This window comes from Nonomuraea sp. LP-02, assembly GCF_036289125.1.
GTDB lineage: Bacteria > Actinomycetota > Actinomycetes > Streptosporangiales > Streptosporangiaceae > Nonomuraea > Nonomuraea bangladeshensis.
This window is the reverse complement of sequence record NZ_JAXCLK010000001.1, coordinates 6109329-6123005: the sequence shown is the minus strand read 5'-3', so window position 1 is coordinate 6123005 and position 13677 is coordinate 6109329. Positions and strand designations below refer to the sequence as shown.

Annotated in this window: 13 protein-coding genes; 7 read left to right on the top strand and 6 right to left on the bottom strand. The window is 71.7% G+C overall.

Going from position 1 to position 13677, the window contains the following annotated elements:
* The first annotated feature begins 148 nt into the window (after positions 1–148).
* From SMD20_RS28760 to SMD20_RS28745, 4 genes are all read left to right on the top strand, one after another.
* Entirely contained in the window at positions 149–499 is a 351-nt protein-coding gene (locus SMD20_RS28760; RefSeq protein ID WP_020542579.1) for an STAS domain-containing protein, read from the top strand.
* Position 500: 1 nt separating this feature from the next.
* On the top strand, positions 501–929 hold the full coding sequence (locus tag SMD20_RS28755; protein ID WP_329587078.1) for an ATP-binding protein: 429 nt from the start codon (positions 501–503) through the stop codon (positions 927–929).
* Positions 930–2393: 1464 nt separating this feature from the next.
* Positions 2394–4715: a sodium-translocating pyrophosphatase gene (locus SMD20_RS28750; protein ID WP_329587075.1), complete on the top strand. Its 2322-nt coding sequence runs from the start codon at positions 2394–2396 to the stop codon at positions 4713–4715.
* 309 nt (positions 4716–5024) lie between these two features.
* Positions 5025–5504, top strand: coding sequence for a SixA phosphatase family protein (locus tag SMD20_RS28745; protein ID WP_329587072.1), 480 nt, complete (start codon positions 5025–5027; stop codon positions 5502–5504).
* Between the two features lie 47 nt (positions 5505–5551).
* Here the strand turns inward: SMD20_RS28745 and serB are convergent, their stop codons facing one another.
* The 5 genes from serB to SMD20_RS28720 all read right to left on the bottom strand — a co-directional run bounded on the left by serB (position 5552) and on the right by SMD20_RS28720 (position 10180).
* Complete coding sequence (serB, locus tag SMD20_RS28740) at positions 5552–6772, bottom strand: phosphoserine phosphatase SerB (RefSeq protein WP_329587069.1); 1221 nt, start codon at positions 6770–6772, stop codon at positions 5552–5554.
* Between the two features lie 82 nt (positions 6773–6854).
* Positions 6855–7415, bottom strand: coding sequence for a hypothetical protein (locus SMD20_RS28735; protein ID WP_329587066.1), 561 nt, complete (start codon positions 7413–7415; stop codon positions 6855–6857).
* Positions 7416–7542: 127 nt separating this feature from the next.
* Positions 7543–8553: an S-adenosylmethionine:tRNA ribosyltransferase-isomerase gene (locus SMD20_RS28730; RefSeq protein WP_329587064.1), complete on the bottom strand. Its 1011-nt coding sequence runs from the start codon at positions 8551–8553 to the stop codon at positions 7543–7545.
* A complete protein-coding gene (locus SMD20_RS28725) occupies positions 8550–9239 on the bottom strand; it encodes an SDR family NAD(P)-dependent oxidoreductase (RefSeq protein WP_329587061.1) in 690 nt (229 codons plus the stop codon). Before SMD20_RS28725 ends, SMD20_RS28730 begins: the two co-directional genes overlap by 4 nt.
* Positions 9240–9310: 71 nt before the next feature.
* Complete coding sequence (locus SMD20_RS28720) at positions 9311–10180, bottom strand: TIGR03620 family F420-dependent LLM class oxidoreductase (protein ID WP_329587059.1); 870 nt, start codon at positions 10178–10180, stop codon at positions 9311–9313.
* A 95-nt stretch (positions 10181–10275) separates the two neighbouring features.
* Between SMD20_RS28720 and SMD20_RS28715 the strand changes: the two genes are divergently transcribed.
* The 3 genes from SMD20_RS28715 (at position 10276) to SMD20_RS28705 (ending at position 12951) form a co-directional block, all read left to right on the top strand.
* Positions 10276–11142, top strand: coding sequence for a LysR family transcriptional regulator (locus tag SMD20_RS28715; RefSeq protein WP_329587056.1), 867 nt, complete (start codon positions 10276–10278; stop codon positions 11140–11142).
* A 64-nt stretch (positions 11143–11206) separates the two neighbouring features.
* Positions 11207–12325 (top strand): GAF domain-containing sensor histidine kinase, encoded by a 1119-nt coding sequence (locus SMD20_RS28710; RefSeq protein ID WP_329587053.1) that lies wholly within the window; start codon positions 11207–11209, stop codon positions 12323–12325.
* A complete protein-coding gene (locus SMD20_RS28705; RefSeq protein WP_329587050.1) occupies positions 12322–12951 on the top strand; it encodes a response regulator transcription factor in 630 nt (209 codons plus the stop codon). The genes SMD20_RS28710 and SMD20_RS28705 overlap by 4 nt, the downstream gene beginning before the upstream one ends.
* Here SMD20_RS28705 and SMD20_RS28700 read toward each other — a convergent pair.
* Positions 12948–13664, bottom strand: coding sequence for a hypothetical protein (locus tag SMD20_RS28700; protein WP_329587049.1), 717 nt, complete (start codon positions 13662–13664; stop codon positions 12948–12950). The genes SMD20_RS28705 and SMD20_RS28700 overlap by 4 nt on opposite strands.
* Positions 13665–13677: the final 13 nt, after the last annotated feature.

Genomic DNA, 13677 nt, shown 5'->3' with positions numbered 1-13677 from the left:
GGGCAAAGTCGCCGGGAATCGTGATTTCGTATAGACACAAGCCAGACGCGTGGTTGAATGCCGCGCGTCAGGGTCGGACAGTCTGGGGCCACGCTCCAGATTGCCAGGCCGGCAAGAGTACTTTCGCAGGCGAGGCGCTGGAGGATCTGTGGATCTGAAGTTGGATCACCACAACGAGGACCGACTCACCATCGTCGAGGTCGAGGGTGAGATCGATGTCTACACTGCGCCGAGATTGCGTGAACTCCTCATCGACCTGGTGAACAAGGGCAACTTCCACCTTCTCGTCAACATGGAGAAGGTCGACTTCCTGGACTCGACGGGTCTTGGTGTCCTGGTCGGCGGGCTCAAGCGGGTCCGTGCGCACGACGGCTCCCTGGAACTGGTCTGCACCCAGGAGCGCATCCTGAAGATCTTCCGGATCACCGGTCTGACCAAGGTCTTCGGGATCTACGCTTCGGTCGACGAGGCCAAGGAAGCTCACGGCAAAGACAAGTAGCATGGCTACCGTCGAGCTGACGTTCAGCGCCCTCCCCGCGCACGTGCGCACCGCACGGCTGGTGGCCACGGCCATCGCCCGGCGCACGGGTGTGGAGGAGTCCCTGCTGGACGAGGTCAGGCTCGCCGTGGGTGAGGCATGCTCCCGGGCTGTGGAGGCGCACCGCGCCCACTGCCCGGGCGAGCCCATCCGCATCGAGCTCCGAGACGATTCCGGGCGGTTCGAGGTCACGGTCAGCGACCATGCCCCCAGTGATGAGCTCCATCTGGAGCAGCCGCTCGACCTGGGCACGCTGTCCGACTCGTTCATGACGGGCTTCGGTCTCGCGGTCATCACCGGGCTGGCCGACGACGTCGAGGTCTTCCCCACCCCCAAGGGGACCGACATTCGGATGAGCTGGCCCGCGACGAACGGGATCCCTGCGCCGTGAGGGTTGCGGTCCTCCGATGAGTGCTTCAGGCGCCCTCCCCGGGCGCCTGACAACCCATTTTCTGTTTTTACGGCAAGCCACCTTGGCCCCACCCGCCGCCCCCCGCCGGGGGCCTCCAGGGTGACGCTCGCTGACCCGCACGTGGCCGGCCGCCGTCACGGCGCCCGAATCCCGATCACCATGGCAAGGCGTTGACCGGCGTCTTCGTCCGGTACGAGCCCGGTCCCGGTGGTCGGAGACTGCGCCTGGCGGCCTCTGTAGTGCCCCTGACCGCCTGGCGAGGGGTCTGCGCCATCCCAGATGCCTCTGTTGGCCGTGCGGGCCCCCTGCGCGCCCTCAGCGCCTTGACCACGAGAGGGTGCGGGTGCGGGCACGAGTGCTGGCGCGGGGGCAGGTGCACGAGTGGACACTGGCACGGGTTCGGGGCGGGTGCGCGCCTGGGCACGGGTTCGGACACGGAGCGGGTGGGCGACTGGGCACGGGTGTGGGTGCGGGGCGGGATAGGCGGTCTGTCCGTCGGCCGTCCGCTCCGTCCGTGGGGCGTTAGCCCAGCTGTGCACTGGCACGGGTGCGGGCGTGAGAGCGGGTGCGAGATAGGTGGTCAGTCCGTCGGTCGTCCGCCCCCGTCCGCAGGGCGTCAGCCCAGCTGTGCACCGGCACGGATGCGGGCACGGGCGCGGGCGCGGGTGCGGGCTAGAGGGTCGCTCCGTGGGGCGTCCGCCCCATCCGTGGAGCGTCAGCCCCGCTGCGCAGCGGCGCGGGTGCGGGCGCGAGAGCGGGTGCGGAGTGGGTGATCGGTCCGTGGGCCGTCTGCCTGTCCGTAGGTCGTCTGACCCGTCCGTGGGTGGTCTGGCCCATCCGTAGGGCGTCGGCCCAGCCCGCACATGAGTGCAGCCGATTGGGGCAAACGCCCTGTTCGAGACAGATGCCCGCAGTGTGCGATCGCCAATGCGGCCTTCAGGGCGGAACCCCGGTTATGTGCGCCCCCTCCAAATGATCATTAAGAATTCGGTAAAGGCGTGCTTACCGTCCAGTCGTGGGACGATCTGTTTGCCTTTGTGCAACCCCCCGTTGACGCGCGTGGCGGTGCGAACTGCCCACCTCGTGGCCCTGATGCCAGGAGCCTGCGAGCCGCAGCTCCCTAGGGCAAGCGTTCGACGGAGGTTGGTTCCGGTCATCCCATATCGTTTCCTTGTCATGACCTTAACCCCAAGGAAATTTCGCTTGTCAGGCTGCAAACCGGGCTGCTGACCGGCTCTTACTGGACTCGCGGATATTTAGTGACCTTCGGAGCCTTCATATCCGTTCACTGCCTGCGTAGACTCCCGGCACCGGCCAAGGTGATCCGGCGGAACGCGGATTCAACCGGAAGCGGCACCCACAACCCGGATGGTGCCGCAACACCCGCCGAGGAGGGGGCGCAGCACCGCCCGGGCAGGACGACCGGTCTTGCCGAGGAGAACGATGAGCAGGCACATGCTGGCAGCGGAGCCAGCGTCAAATCTGGCCCTGAGCGGAAACAATCTCACCATCGTGGTCGTGGTCGCCGCGGTCGCGTTGATCGCGCTGGCCGTGGCAGGTGGTCTAGTGCGCGAGGTGCTGGGCGCGGGCCAAGGCACCGAACGCATGCAGAACATCGCCCGTGCCGTACAGGAAGGCGCCGCCGCCTATCTCGCGCGGCAGTTCCGCACGTTGGCGATCTTCGTCGTCGTGATCCCGTTCCTGTTGCTCCTGCTACCAGGGGAGACCGACGTCCGGATCGGGCGGTCGATCTTCTTCGTGGTCGGGGCGGTCTTCTCCGCGCTGACCGGGTTCATGGGCATGTGGCTGGCCGTGCGCGGGAACGTGCGCGTCGCCGCCGCGGCCAACGAGGCGGGCGAGAAGCGCGCCATGCGCATCGCGTTCCGGACCGGCGGCGTGGCCGGCATGTTCACCGTGGGCCTCGGCCTGCTGGGCGCGGCCGTGGTCGTGCTCCTCTACCAGGGTGACGCCCCGGGCGTGCTCGAAGGGTTCGGCTTCGGCGCGGCGCTGCTGGCGATGTTCATGCGAGTCGGCGGCGGCATCTTCACCAAGGCCGCCGACGTCGGCGCCGACCTGGTGGGCAAGGTCGAGCAGGGCATCCCCGAGGACGACCCGCGCAACGCCGCCACCATCGCCGACAACGTGGGCGACAACGTCGGCGACTGCGCCGGCATGGCGGCCGACCTGTTCGAGTCGTACGCGGTCATGCTGGTCGCCAGCCTCATCCTGGGCCGGGCGGCGTTCGGCGAGGAAGGGCTCGTCTTCCCGCTGATCGTGCCCATGATCGGCGTGATCACGGCGATCATCGGCATCTTCGTCACCGGCATGCGCGACCGCGACCGCAACGGCATGGCGGCCATCAACCGCAGCTTCTTCATCTCCGCCGCCATCTCGGCGGTGCTGGTGACCGCCGCCGCGTTCTGGTACCTGCCGGCCAGCTTCTCCGGCCTGACCGGCTCGCGTGTGGAGTCCGACGCCGACCCGCGGCTCATCGCGATCGGCGCGGTCCTCATCGGCCTGGTGCTGGCCAGCGCCATCCAGCTGCTGACCGGCTACTTCACCGAGACCACGCGCCGCCCCGTACGGGAGATCGGCGAGAGCTCGCGCACCGGCCCCGCCACCGTCATCCTGGCCGGCATCAGCGTCGGCCTGGAGTCGGCCGTCTACTCGGCCCTGATCATCGGCGGCGCGGTCTACGGCGCGTTCCTGCTGGGCTTCGGGAACGTGACGCTCGCGCTGTTCGCGGTGGCCCTGGCCGGCACCGGCCTGCTGACCACGGTCGGCGTCATCGTCTCCATGGACACCTTCGGCCCGGTCTCCGACAACGCCCAGGGCATCGCCGAGATGTCGGGCGACGTCGAGGGCGAGGGCGCCCGCGTGCTGACCAGCCTCGACGCGGTCGGCAACACCACCAAGGCCATCACCAAGGGCATCGCGATCGCCACGGCCGTCCTAGCGGCCACCGCGCTGTTCGGCGCCTTCCGCACGGCCGTGGAGGGCGAGCTCGCGCAGGCCGACACGGCGATCAAGGACGCGCTCGGCATCTTCCAGAACTTCAACCTCAGCATCGACAACCCCAACGTCCTGGTCGGCCTGATCATCGGCGCGGCGGTGGTGTTCCTGTTCTCCGGCCTGGCGATCATGGCCGTCGGACGGGCCGCGATGCGGGTGGTCTTCGAGGTGCGCGACCAGTTCCGCAACAACCCGGGCATCATGGACGGCACCCAGAAGCCCGAGTACGGCCGCGTCGTGGACATCTGCACCCGCGACTCGCTGCGCGAGCTGGCCACGCCCGGCCTGCTCGCGGTCATGACGCCGATCGCCGTCGGCTTCGCACTCGGGTACGCGCCGCTGGGCGCGTTCCTCGCGGGCGCGATCGCCTGCGGCACGCTGATGGCGGTGTTCCTGGCCAACTCCGGCGGCGCCTGGGACAACGCCAAGAAGCTCGTCGAGGACGGGCACCACGGCGGCAAGGGCTCCGAGGCGCACGCCGCGACCGTCATCGGCGACACCGTCGGCGACCCGTTCAAGGACACCGCCGGCCCTGCCATCAACCCGCTGATCAAGGTGATGAACCTGGTGGCGCTGCTGGTGGCGCCCGCGGTGGTGTTGTACGCGGGCAACCCGGTGCTGAGGATCGGCATCACGGTGGTGGCGGTGGCCGTGGTGGTGGCGGCCATCGTGGTCTCCAAGCGCCGCTCGGTGACGTCCGAGCCGGCCAGCGACAACGACAACCACCGGGAGGAGGAGCCGGTCGCGTCCTGACGACGGCCGGCCGCCCGACTTCCGCGGACGCCCGCTTCCCCTGGCCGGGGAAGCGGGCGTTCCGCTGTCCCCGGAGTTTGCGGGAGCGGGCGGGGGAAGGGGGTGCCGAGGGGGAACGGGAGGCGGGATGGGTGAGCGGTGGGGCAGGTGGTCGCGGCACCCCGGGTGCTCGATGGGACACTGTCCGCGTGGAGAGCGACAAGCAGCCGAACGGCGCCAAAACCCTCGGCTACATCCTGCTGGCCATGATCCTCATTCTGGCCGTACTGATCGGGCTGTCCGTCTGGGCCTCGAGGACAGGGTGATCCGGTGCGGACGTTAATCGTGCTGAGGCACGCCAAGGCCGCCCACGTGCCGGGCCTGGCGGACCGGGAGCGGCCGCTGACCGGCCGTGGGGAGCGGGACGCCGCGCGGGCGGGCGACGAGATCAGGGGGGCCGGGCTGACGCCGGAGGCGGTGTTCTGCTCCCCGGCGGTCCGGACCAGGCGCACCGCCGAGCTGGCCTTCCCCGAGCTGGAGATCAGCTACGAGCGTGAGATCTACGAGGCGTACCCCGAGGAGCTGCTGGACGTGCTGCGCCGCGCCGACCCCGGCCTCGGCACGGTGGTGCTGTGCGGCCACAACCCGGGCGTCCACGAGCTGGCGCTGGGGCTGGCGGGCGGCGACTACGGCTTCCGCCCGGGAGCGTTCGCGGTGATCGAGGTCGGCGCGCCGTGGGCGGACCTCCACCTGGGGGAGGGCCGCCTGGTCGCCCTCTGGGACCCCCAGTCGGGAAGCGAAGGCTCCTAGCGGGGCGTGAGTCCTAGCGGGGCGTGAGTTCTAGAGGGGCGTGAGTTCTAGCGGGGCGTGAGGACGCCGTCCTCGGCGTCGGCGGCCTCCACCTCGTCGCGCGAGATGCCGAGCAGGTAGAGGATCGAGTCGAGGTAGGGCGTGTTGACCGCGGTGTCGGCGGCCTGCCGCACGACGGGCTTGGCGTTGAACGCGATGCCGAGCCCGGCCACCGCGATCATGTCGAGGTCGTTGGCGCCGTCGCCGATGGCCACGGTCTGGGAGATGGGCAGGCCGGCGGCGGCCGCGAAGCGTTCGAGTGCCCGCGCCTTGCCGGGCCGGTCGACGATGTCGCCGACGACGCGGCCGGTCAGCCGGCCGTCCACGACTTCGAGGACGTTCGCCGCGGAGTAGTCGATGCCCAGCTCATCGACCAGCGCGTCGGTGATCTGGGTGAAGCCGCCGCTGACGATGGCGAAGCGGTAGTCGAGCCGCTTGAGCGTGCGGACGAGGGTGCGGGCGCCCGGCGTCAGCACGACCTCCTTGCGCACCTGGGCGAACACCTCCTCGGGCAGCCCTTCCAGCAGCGCCACCCGCCTGCGCAGGGACTCGGCGAAGTCCAGCTCGCCGCGCATGGCCTCCTCGGTGACCCGGGCGACCTCGTCGAGGCAGCCGGCGTGGGCCGCGAGCAGCTCGATGACCTCGCCCTGGATGAGGGTGGAGTCGACGTCCATGACGATGAGCCGCTTGGCCCGGCGGGACAGGCCCGTGCGCTGCACGGCGACGTCCACCTCCTGGGCGGCGGCCTCGGCGGCCAGCTCGACGCGGAGCGCGGCGGGGTTGGCGCCGGAGACGGACAGCTCGATGCAGGTGACGGGCCACTGGGCGAGGCGCTCGATGCGGTCGATGTTGGCGCCTGCGGCGGCGATGCGGCCGGCGATGCCGGCGATCGCGGCGGGCTGCAGCGTCTCGCCGAGCACGCTGACGGAGAGCCGGCCGCGGCGGCGCTGCTCCTTGGCCTGGGAGCCGGTGGAGAGCTCGACCTCCATGCCGAGGTCCTCGGCCACCCGCTCGACGGCGGTCCACAGGGCGCCGAGCGTCGTGCCCGTGCCGGTGGACGGTCCGCCCGCGTAGGCGACGAGCACGCCGAGCGTGAGCCGGCCGCGGATGACGACCTGCTCGATGTCGGCGACGGTCACCGGGAAGCCGGACAGGACGGAGAAGAGGCGCGAGGTGACGCCGGGCCGGTCGGGGCCGGTCAGGGTGATCAGGAGGGTGCGCTGGTCCACATCCAGCCACGGTACTGCGCCCGGTCCGATGCTCGCGCAGCAGGCTCGCCATTCGGACGCGGGCGCATGCCGACGTCGGCTGTTAACGCACGACCGTGGTCTTCACGGACTTGGCGAACAGGTAACCGGGCACCCCGAGCCGGTCGAGCTCGCGGAGGTCCATGTCCTCCATACCCTGGTCGAGGTTGTAGGAGATGACGCCGAGAGTTGCCTTCTGCGTACCGCGAGTGTTCTTCTTGGTCTTTGCGTAGAAAGTAACGGAGAAGGAACTTCCGACCGCAATGTCCTTATTCGCAAAGCAGAAGAAGCCGCGGGCGGTCAGGAGGATGCACTCCATCTTCTTGCCGCTGGTCGAGTAGCGGATGTCCCTGGGGTCGACGCCCTTGGGGAACGCGCCGCCGACGTACCAGGCCTCGGCGGAGGCGAAGTGCGGGCCCACGTTGACCGCGGAGATCTTGTACTTGATGTAGCCGCCGGCCTTGGCCTTCTTGGTGGCCGTCACCTTCACGGCGAAGGAGGAGTAGGGCTTGGCCGCCTTCGTGGTCACCGCGCTGGTGGCGGCGGTGGAGGCGGTGGCAGAAACAGCCGCAGAAGCGGGAACAGCGGGAACGAGCAGAGCACCGGCCGCGAGCGTCGCCAGCATGCCCTTGGTAAGGGACTTGTGCATTACCTCTCCGGGTAAGGGAATTGGACTCGGGGCCGTGTAATACAACAAGCCCCCCGTAAATGCCCGCTGTGTATATCAGTTATTAAAATTTATGTAAAGCCGGTTACTTCAGTATCAGGTGCGTGTCGCCGAACTCATGCCACAGATACCCCTCCCGCAACGCCTCCTCGTACGCCCGGGCCAACGCCTTCTCGCCGGCGACGGCCGTCAGCATGAGCAGGTGGCTGGAACGGGGCTCGTGCAGCCCGGTGAGCAGCCCGGTCACCGCCCGTACGCCCTGCTCGGGGGTCACCAGGTGCCGGGTCCAGCCCGAGGCAGCGCGCACCCGGCCGTCCGCGCCCACGGCGCTCTCCAGGGCCCGTACGACGGTCGTCCCCGCCGCGACCACCTGGCCGCCGCTCTCGCGGGCCAGCTCGACCAGCCGCGCGGTCGCGGCCGGCACCTCGTACCGCTCCGCGTAGGGCGGCTCGTCCTTCTCCGGCGAGGCCACGCCGGTGTGCAGGGTGATCGGCGCGATCCCGACCCCGCGCGCCACCAGCGCCGTCACCAGGGCCTCGGTGAACGGCCGCGCCGCGCTCGGCATCTCCGCGCTGCCCGGCACGGTCGCGAACACGGTCTGGTACGTCTCGATCGGCCACTCGCCCACCACGTACGAGTAGCGGATCGGCACCCCGTACGCCCGCAGGTACGCCTCCACGTCCCGGTCCAGCTCGGCCCGCCACAGCCGGGGCGTCTCCCGTCCGATCAGCCGCAGCGTGGCCCGGCCGGGCAGCGGCAGCCACTCGCCGGGCTCGCCCCCGGCGTAGGGCTCGCTCGCCCGGCCGGTACGCCGCCGCAGCTCGACCAGCCACGTGCCGTCCTCGCAGGCGGTCGAGAAGTGCACCGCCAGCCGGTCCAGCCGGACGGCGGCGGGCAGGGTCGCGGAGTTGTTGACCACGATGAGGTCGCCGGGGCCGAGCAGGTCGGGCAGGTCGCGGAAGCGGCGGTGCTCGGGGGCCCGCTCGCCGCGCGAGACCAGCAGGCGCACGTCGTCACGGGACCGGCCGCGCACCTCGGGAGGCTCCTGGGCCGACAGTCCGGGCGGCAGCTCGAAGTCGAGGGCCCGGGCGGTCATTGCAGGCTCACCCTGCCGCCGGCCGGGCGGGCGGAGACGAGGTCGTACAGCGCGGCCGCGACCTTGGCCGGGTCCGTGGCCCCTGCCGCCTCCTCGGCGCCGACGGCGTCGGCGAGCATGCGGGTGTTCATCTCGCCGGGATCGACCCACCACACCCGTACGTCCGGCTCCTCGGCGGCCAGCACGTTGGACAGCTGCTCCAGTGCGGCCTTGCTCGCCCCGTAGCCGCCCCAGCCCTCGTAGGCGCCGGTGGCGGCGTCGGAGGTCACGTTCACGATCGCGCCGCGCGCCGCCCGCAGCGCAGGGAGCGTGGCCTGGACGAGGGCGAGCGGCGCGGTCACGTTCGTGGCCAGCAGCGCGCCGAACGCCTCCAGCGGGTAGTCCGCGAGCCTGGGCAGCGGCGTCGGCCCGAGGTCGCTGGCGTTGTTGACCAGGAGGTCCAGCGTGGGGGCGGCGTCGGCCAGCCGCCGTACGTGCGCGGGGTCGGCCACGTCGCCGGGGATCGCGGTGGCCCCCAGCTCGGCGGCGGCCCGTTCCAGGTCGGCCGCGCCGCGGGCGGTGAGCACGAGGTTCCAGCCCGCGCCGGTCAGGGCGCGGGCGAGGGCGAGGCCGAGCCCGCGCGAGGCCCCCGTGACGAGAGCGGTGCGGTTCCGGGTGGATGAGGTGTTGGATGAGGTGTCCGTCATGCCTCCGACGCTAGGAACGCGGCGGCCCGCGGACATCGGGCCGAGGTCCGGCCCGGCCTGGGCACTTCGTCCTAGGACCTGCTCGGAGTGCGTGAAGACCCGGTCGGTCGTATGCGCGCCGGCACGGCGTCGCCGACCGCTCGGAGGGTGGCGATGGGATCGTCGCCTAGAGGGTAGACGCCGACCTGGTCCGCGCCGGCATCGAGGTGCGCGGTCAGGCCGCGCGCGAGGTCAGCCGGGTCGCCGTAGGCGAGCAGCGCGTCGATGACGCGGTCGCTGCCGGTGCCGGAGAGGTCCTCGTCGGTGAAGCCCAGCCGCCGGAGGTTGCTCGCGTAGTTGGTGACCTGCAACGCCTGCCCGGGAGGCGCGGCCCGGGCGACGGCGCGGGCCCGCTCGGCGTCGGGCTCCGCGAGCGCGAAGTGGCCGGGAAGGAGCAGCTTGCCCGCACCCAGGACCTCCCTGGCCCGCCGGGTGTGCTCGGGCGTGACCATGCAGGGGATGGCGCCCGCGGTGCGGTCGCGGGCCAGCCGCGTCATTCTCGGACCGAGGGCGGCCAGCACCACCCGTTCGGACGGGACGCCGGCCAGCGCCAGCCGACGCAGGTAGGACGCCAGGGTGTCATAGGGCGACGCCCACTCCGCGTGGACCTCGCGGTGCCCGACCCCGACGCCGAGAATGAACCGGTTCGGATGCCTGGCGGCGATTCGGTGATAGGAGGCGGCGACGATCTCGGCGTCGGCGGTCCACACGTTGATCACGCTCGTGCCGACCACCAGCCGGGTGGTCGCATCGAGGAGCTTCTCCGCGAAGGCGAGGTCGGCCGGTGGCGATGCGTCCAGCCAAAGCGTTCCATATCCGGCCCGCTCCACCTCCACCGCGCTCTCCGGGCTCACCTCATGCTCGCGTAGGTGGGCGCCGAGCAGACCCAGGTCGATATTCATGATCCGATCCCAGCATCACGCCTCACCGGGAACCAGGACCAGTTCCGACGCGCTCGATAACCTGGAGGCATCGTCGCAGAACAGGGGGCGGCTCGGTGGAACTGCGCGCACTGCGCTACTTCGTCGCGGTGGCCGACGAACTGCACTTCGGGCGAGCCGCCGAGCGGTTGCACATCGCCCAGCCCGCGGTCAGCAGGCGGATCGCCCAACTGGAACGGGAGCTGGGAGTCCGGCTGCTGGACCGTTCGCCGCGCCGGGTCCGGCTCACTGCCGCGGGGCACCGGGTGCTCGCCGCGGCGCGTGAGGCGCTCGCGGCCGTGGAGCGGGTCCAGGCCGCCGCCGGTGCGCCGGCGGGCACCATGCGCATCGGTACGGCCGCCGGGTTCAGCGCCCGCCTGGAGCGAGGCGTCGATGCGCTGCGCGAGCACCCTTCGGCGCTCGGCGTCGACGTCGAGCTGGTCGACCTCCCGCTGACGGCTCGGCTGGACGGCGTGCGACGGGGGGAGATCGATCTGGCACTGGCCCGGGGGGTGCGTTCGGCACCCGGGCTGAGGGTGCTGCCGACGTGGACGGAGCAGCTGTTCGCGATCGTGTCCGTGCGGCACCTCGCCGCCGGTCGCCCGACAGTCGATGTGGCCGATCTCGGCGTCGGCGAACTGCGGATCCCGTCGCGGGACCACGGCCTGTTCCTGCCGGAGGCTTTGACAGCCGCGATGAGGAAGGCCGGGATCGAGACTCGGGCCGACCGCCTCGCCGGGACGGTCCAGGACACGATCGTCGAAGTCGGCCTCAATCCGCGTAGCTGGACCGTGCTGCCGGGCGACCAGGTCGCGGAGATCCGCTCCACCCGGGTGCGGGCGATCCCGTTCGCACCGCAGACCACGATCACCGGCAGCGTCGTGGTGCCGGTCGACCTCTCGCCCACCTGCGCCGCCGCCCATCAGGCGGCTTTCGGAGACTGACCCGCCCACGGCATGCGCCTGACGGCCGCGGGCTGGAGCGCGGGCGGTCCCTAGAGTGGAGGGCGTGACGTCCGAACGAGACGAGATCCTGCACGCGGTGAGCTCCGCCGTGCTCGCCGTCACCCGGCACCTGTCCGTGCGCGAGGTGCTGCAGGTGATCGTGCGCTCGGCGCAGCGCCTGCTCGACGCCCGTTACGCCGCCCTCGGGGTGCCCGACGACGACGGCTCGTTCGCCGAGTTCGTCGCCGAGGGCCTGACCGACAAGCAGTGGGACGCGATCGGGCCGCTGCCCCGCCAGCACGGCATGCTGGGGGCGATGCTGCGCGAGGGCGCCCCCGTACGGCTGCCCGACCTGCGCGAGGACCCGAGGTTCGAGTGGTGGCCGAAGGCGCACCCGATCATGAAGGACTTCCTCGGCGTCCCCATCCGCGACGGCGACGAGGTGCTCGGCATCATCTTCCTCGCCAACAAGCGCACGCCGGGCGCGGAGTTCACGCAGGCCGACCAGGAGCTGCTGACGCTGTTCGCCGCGCACGCGGCCATCGCGCTGGCCAACGCCCGCCTCTACGAGAGCGGCCGCGAGCTCGCCATGCTGGAGGAGCGCAACCGCATGGCGAGGGAGCTGCACGACGCGGTCACGCAGAAGCTGTTCTCGCTGCGGCTGAGCGCCCAGGCGGCCGGCACGCTGCTGGAGAAGGCCCCCGACCGGGCGGCGGCGGAGCTCGCGAACGTCCAGCGCCTGGCCGGGGAGGCCCTGGCCGAGCTGCGCGCGGTCATCGTGGAGCTGCGCCCGGCCGAGCTCGACCGGCACGGGCTGGCCGAGACGCTGCGCAAGCACGTACGGCTGCTGGACCGGCTGCATCCGCCGGCGGTGTCGTTCGCCTGCGCCGAGCTGCCGCCGCTGCGGCCGGAGGCCGAGGTGGCGGTGCTGCGGGTGGCCCAGGAGGCGCTGCACAACGCGCTGCGGCACTCGGAAGCGGGCGAGATCGCCGTCCGCCTGGCCTACGAGGGCGGCACGCTGGCGCTGACCGTGCGCGACGACGGCGCCGGTTTCGAGCCCGGGGAATCACGCGGACTCGGGCTGGTTTCCATGAGGGACAGGGCCGAGGCCGTCGGCGGCGTGCTGACGGTCGAGTCGGCTCCGGGACGGGGAACGACGGTGCGCGTGGAGGTGAGCGGGTGATCCGGGTGCTGATCGCCGACGATCATCCGGTGGTGCGGCAGGGGCTGCGGACGTTCCTGGACCTCCAGGACGACATCACGGTCGTCGGCGAGGCGGGCGACGGCGCGCAGGCCGTCGAGCTGGTCGGGCGGCTCGCCCCCGACGTGCTGCTGCTTGACCTCAGGATGCCGGTGCTGGACGGCCTCGGCGCGCTGGAGCGGCTGACGGGCGGGCCGACCCGCGTGGTGGTGCTGACGTCCGTGAGCGACCCCGGCGACGTGGGGCCGGCCATGCGGGCCGGCGCGGCCGGCTTCCTCTACAAGGACGTCGCTCCGGACGCCCTCGTCCAGGCGGTCCGTACGGTGCACGGCGGCCAGGTGCTGCTCGCCCCCGAGGCCGCCGAGGCGATGCTGTCCGGGGAGGCGTCGCCCGCGGGGCCAGACGCGCCGGTGCCGCTGACCGACCGTGAGCGCGAGGTGCTGCGGCTCATCGCGGCCGGCCGGTCCAACAAGGAGATCGCCAGGGCGCTCACGGTGGCGGAGAAGACGGTCAAGACGCACGTGTCGAACGTGCTCATGAAGCTGGGCGTCCAGGACCGCACCCAGGCCGCGCTGTATGCCGTCCGCCACCACCTGGACCGGGACTAGGGGCTGCGGAGCGGCTCGAAGATGGCGTGGTGCGCGGCCACCAGGGCGCGGCGCACCGCCCGGTCGAGCTCGCGCAGCGCGCTCCCGCGCCGGGCGACCTGGCCGGCGGTGAGCCCGCGCTCGTCGGCCAGGCGGAGCACGGCGGCCAGCCGGGTGGCGAGGGTGCTGACGCGGTGGGCACGGGCGGGATAGCCGGGGGCCAGCTCGCCGCCGTGCCGGCCCAGCTCGGGCCGGCCCTGGGCGGGTCCTTCGGCCGACGACAGCGCGTCGGTGGCCGCGCGCATGGCGTCGGACAACTCCCGCTCGGCCTCAGCCAGCGACGGCAGGTCGTGCCGGACCGGGCCGGACTCGTGCACGCCGAACCGCACGCCGTCGTAGGACGAACCGCGCCGGTCGGGCGCGGGCACCAGGCCGAGGTTGCGGTCGTCGAGCACGGCGATGGCGGCCTGGCCCGCGTCGACCGCGGCCGCGTTGAACGACGGCGGCCCCGACAGCCCGAGCGGGTCGCCGGGCGCGGGCAGTGCGAGACGCAGCTCCCGCAGACCGCTCGCACGCAGGTTCGCGAGGTAGGCGCGCAGCGGCACCTCGCCCGCGACGGCGGGCCCACCGGCGGCTTCCACGTGGTCGGCCGCCTCGTCGAGGCCCACGTGACCGGCGAGCCACGCGTTGCCCCAGGCGACCAGGGACGGACAGACAGGTGATTCAGGGCGCACCGATCCACGATAT

Coding starts and splice junctions, on each gene's coding strand:
- SMD20_RS28755 (WP_329587078.1), top strand. CDS start 501: ATGGCTACCGTCGAGCTGACGTTCAGCGCCCTCCCCGCGCACGTGCGC.
- SMD20_RS28750 (WP_329587075.1), top strand. CDS start 2,394: ATGAGCAGGCACATGCTGGCAGCGGAGCCAGCGTCAAATCTGGCCCTG.
- SMD20_RS28735 (WP_329587066.1), bottom strand. CDS start 7,415: ATGCTGGCGACGCTCGCGGCCGGTGCTCTGCTCGTTCCCGCTGTTCCC.
- SMD20_RS28730 (WP_329587064.1), bottom strand. CDS start 8,553: ATGACCGCCCGGGCCCTCGACTTCGAGCTGCCGCCCGGACTGTCGGCC.
- SMD20_RS28725 (WP_329587061.1), bottom strand. CDS start 9,239: ATGACGGACACCTCATCCAACACCTCATCCACCCGGAACCGCACCGCT.
- SMD20_RS28720 (WP_329587059.1), bottom strand. CDS start 10,180: ATGAATATCGACCTGGGTCTGCTCGGCGCCCACCTACGCGAGCATGAG.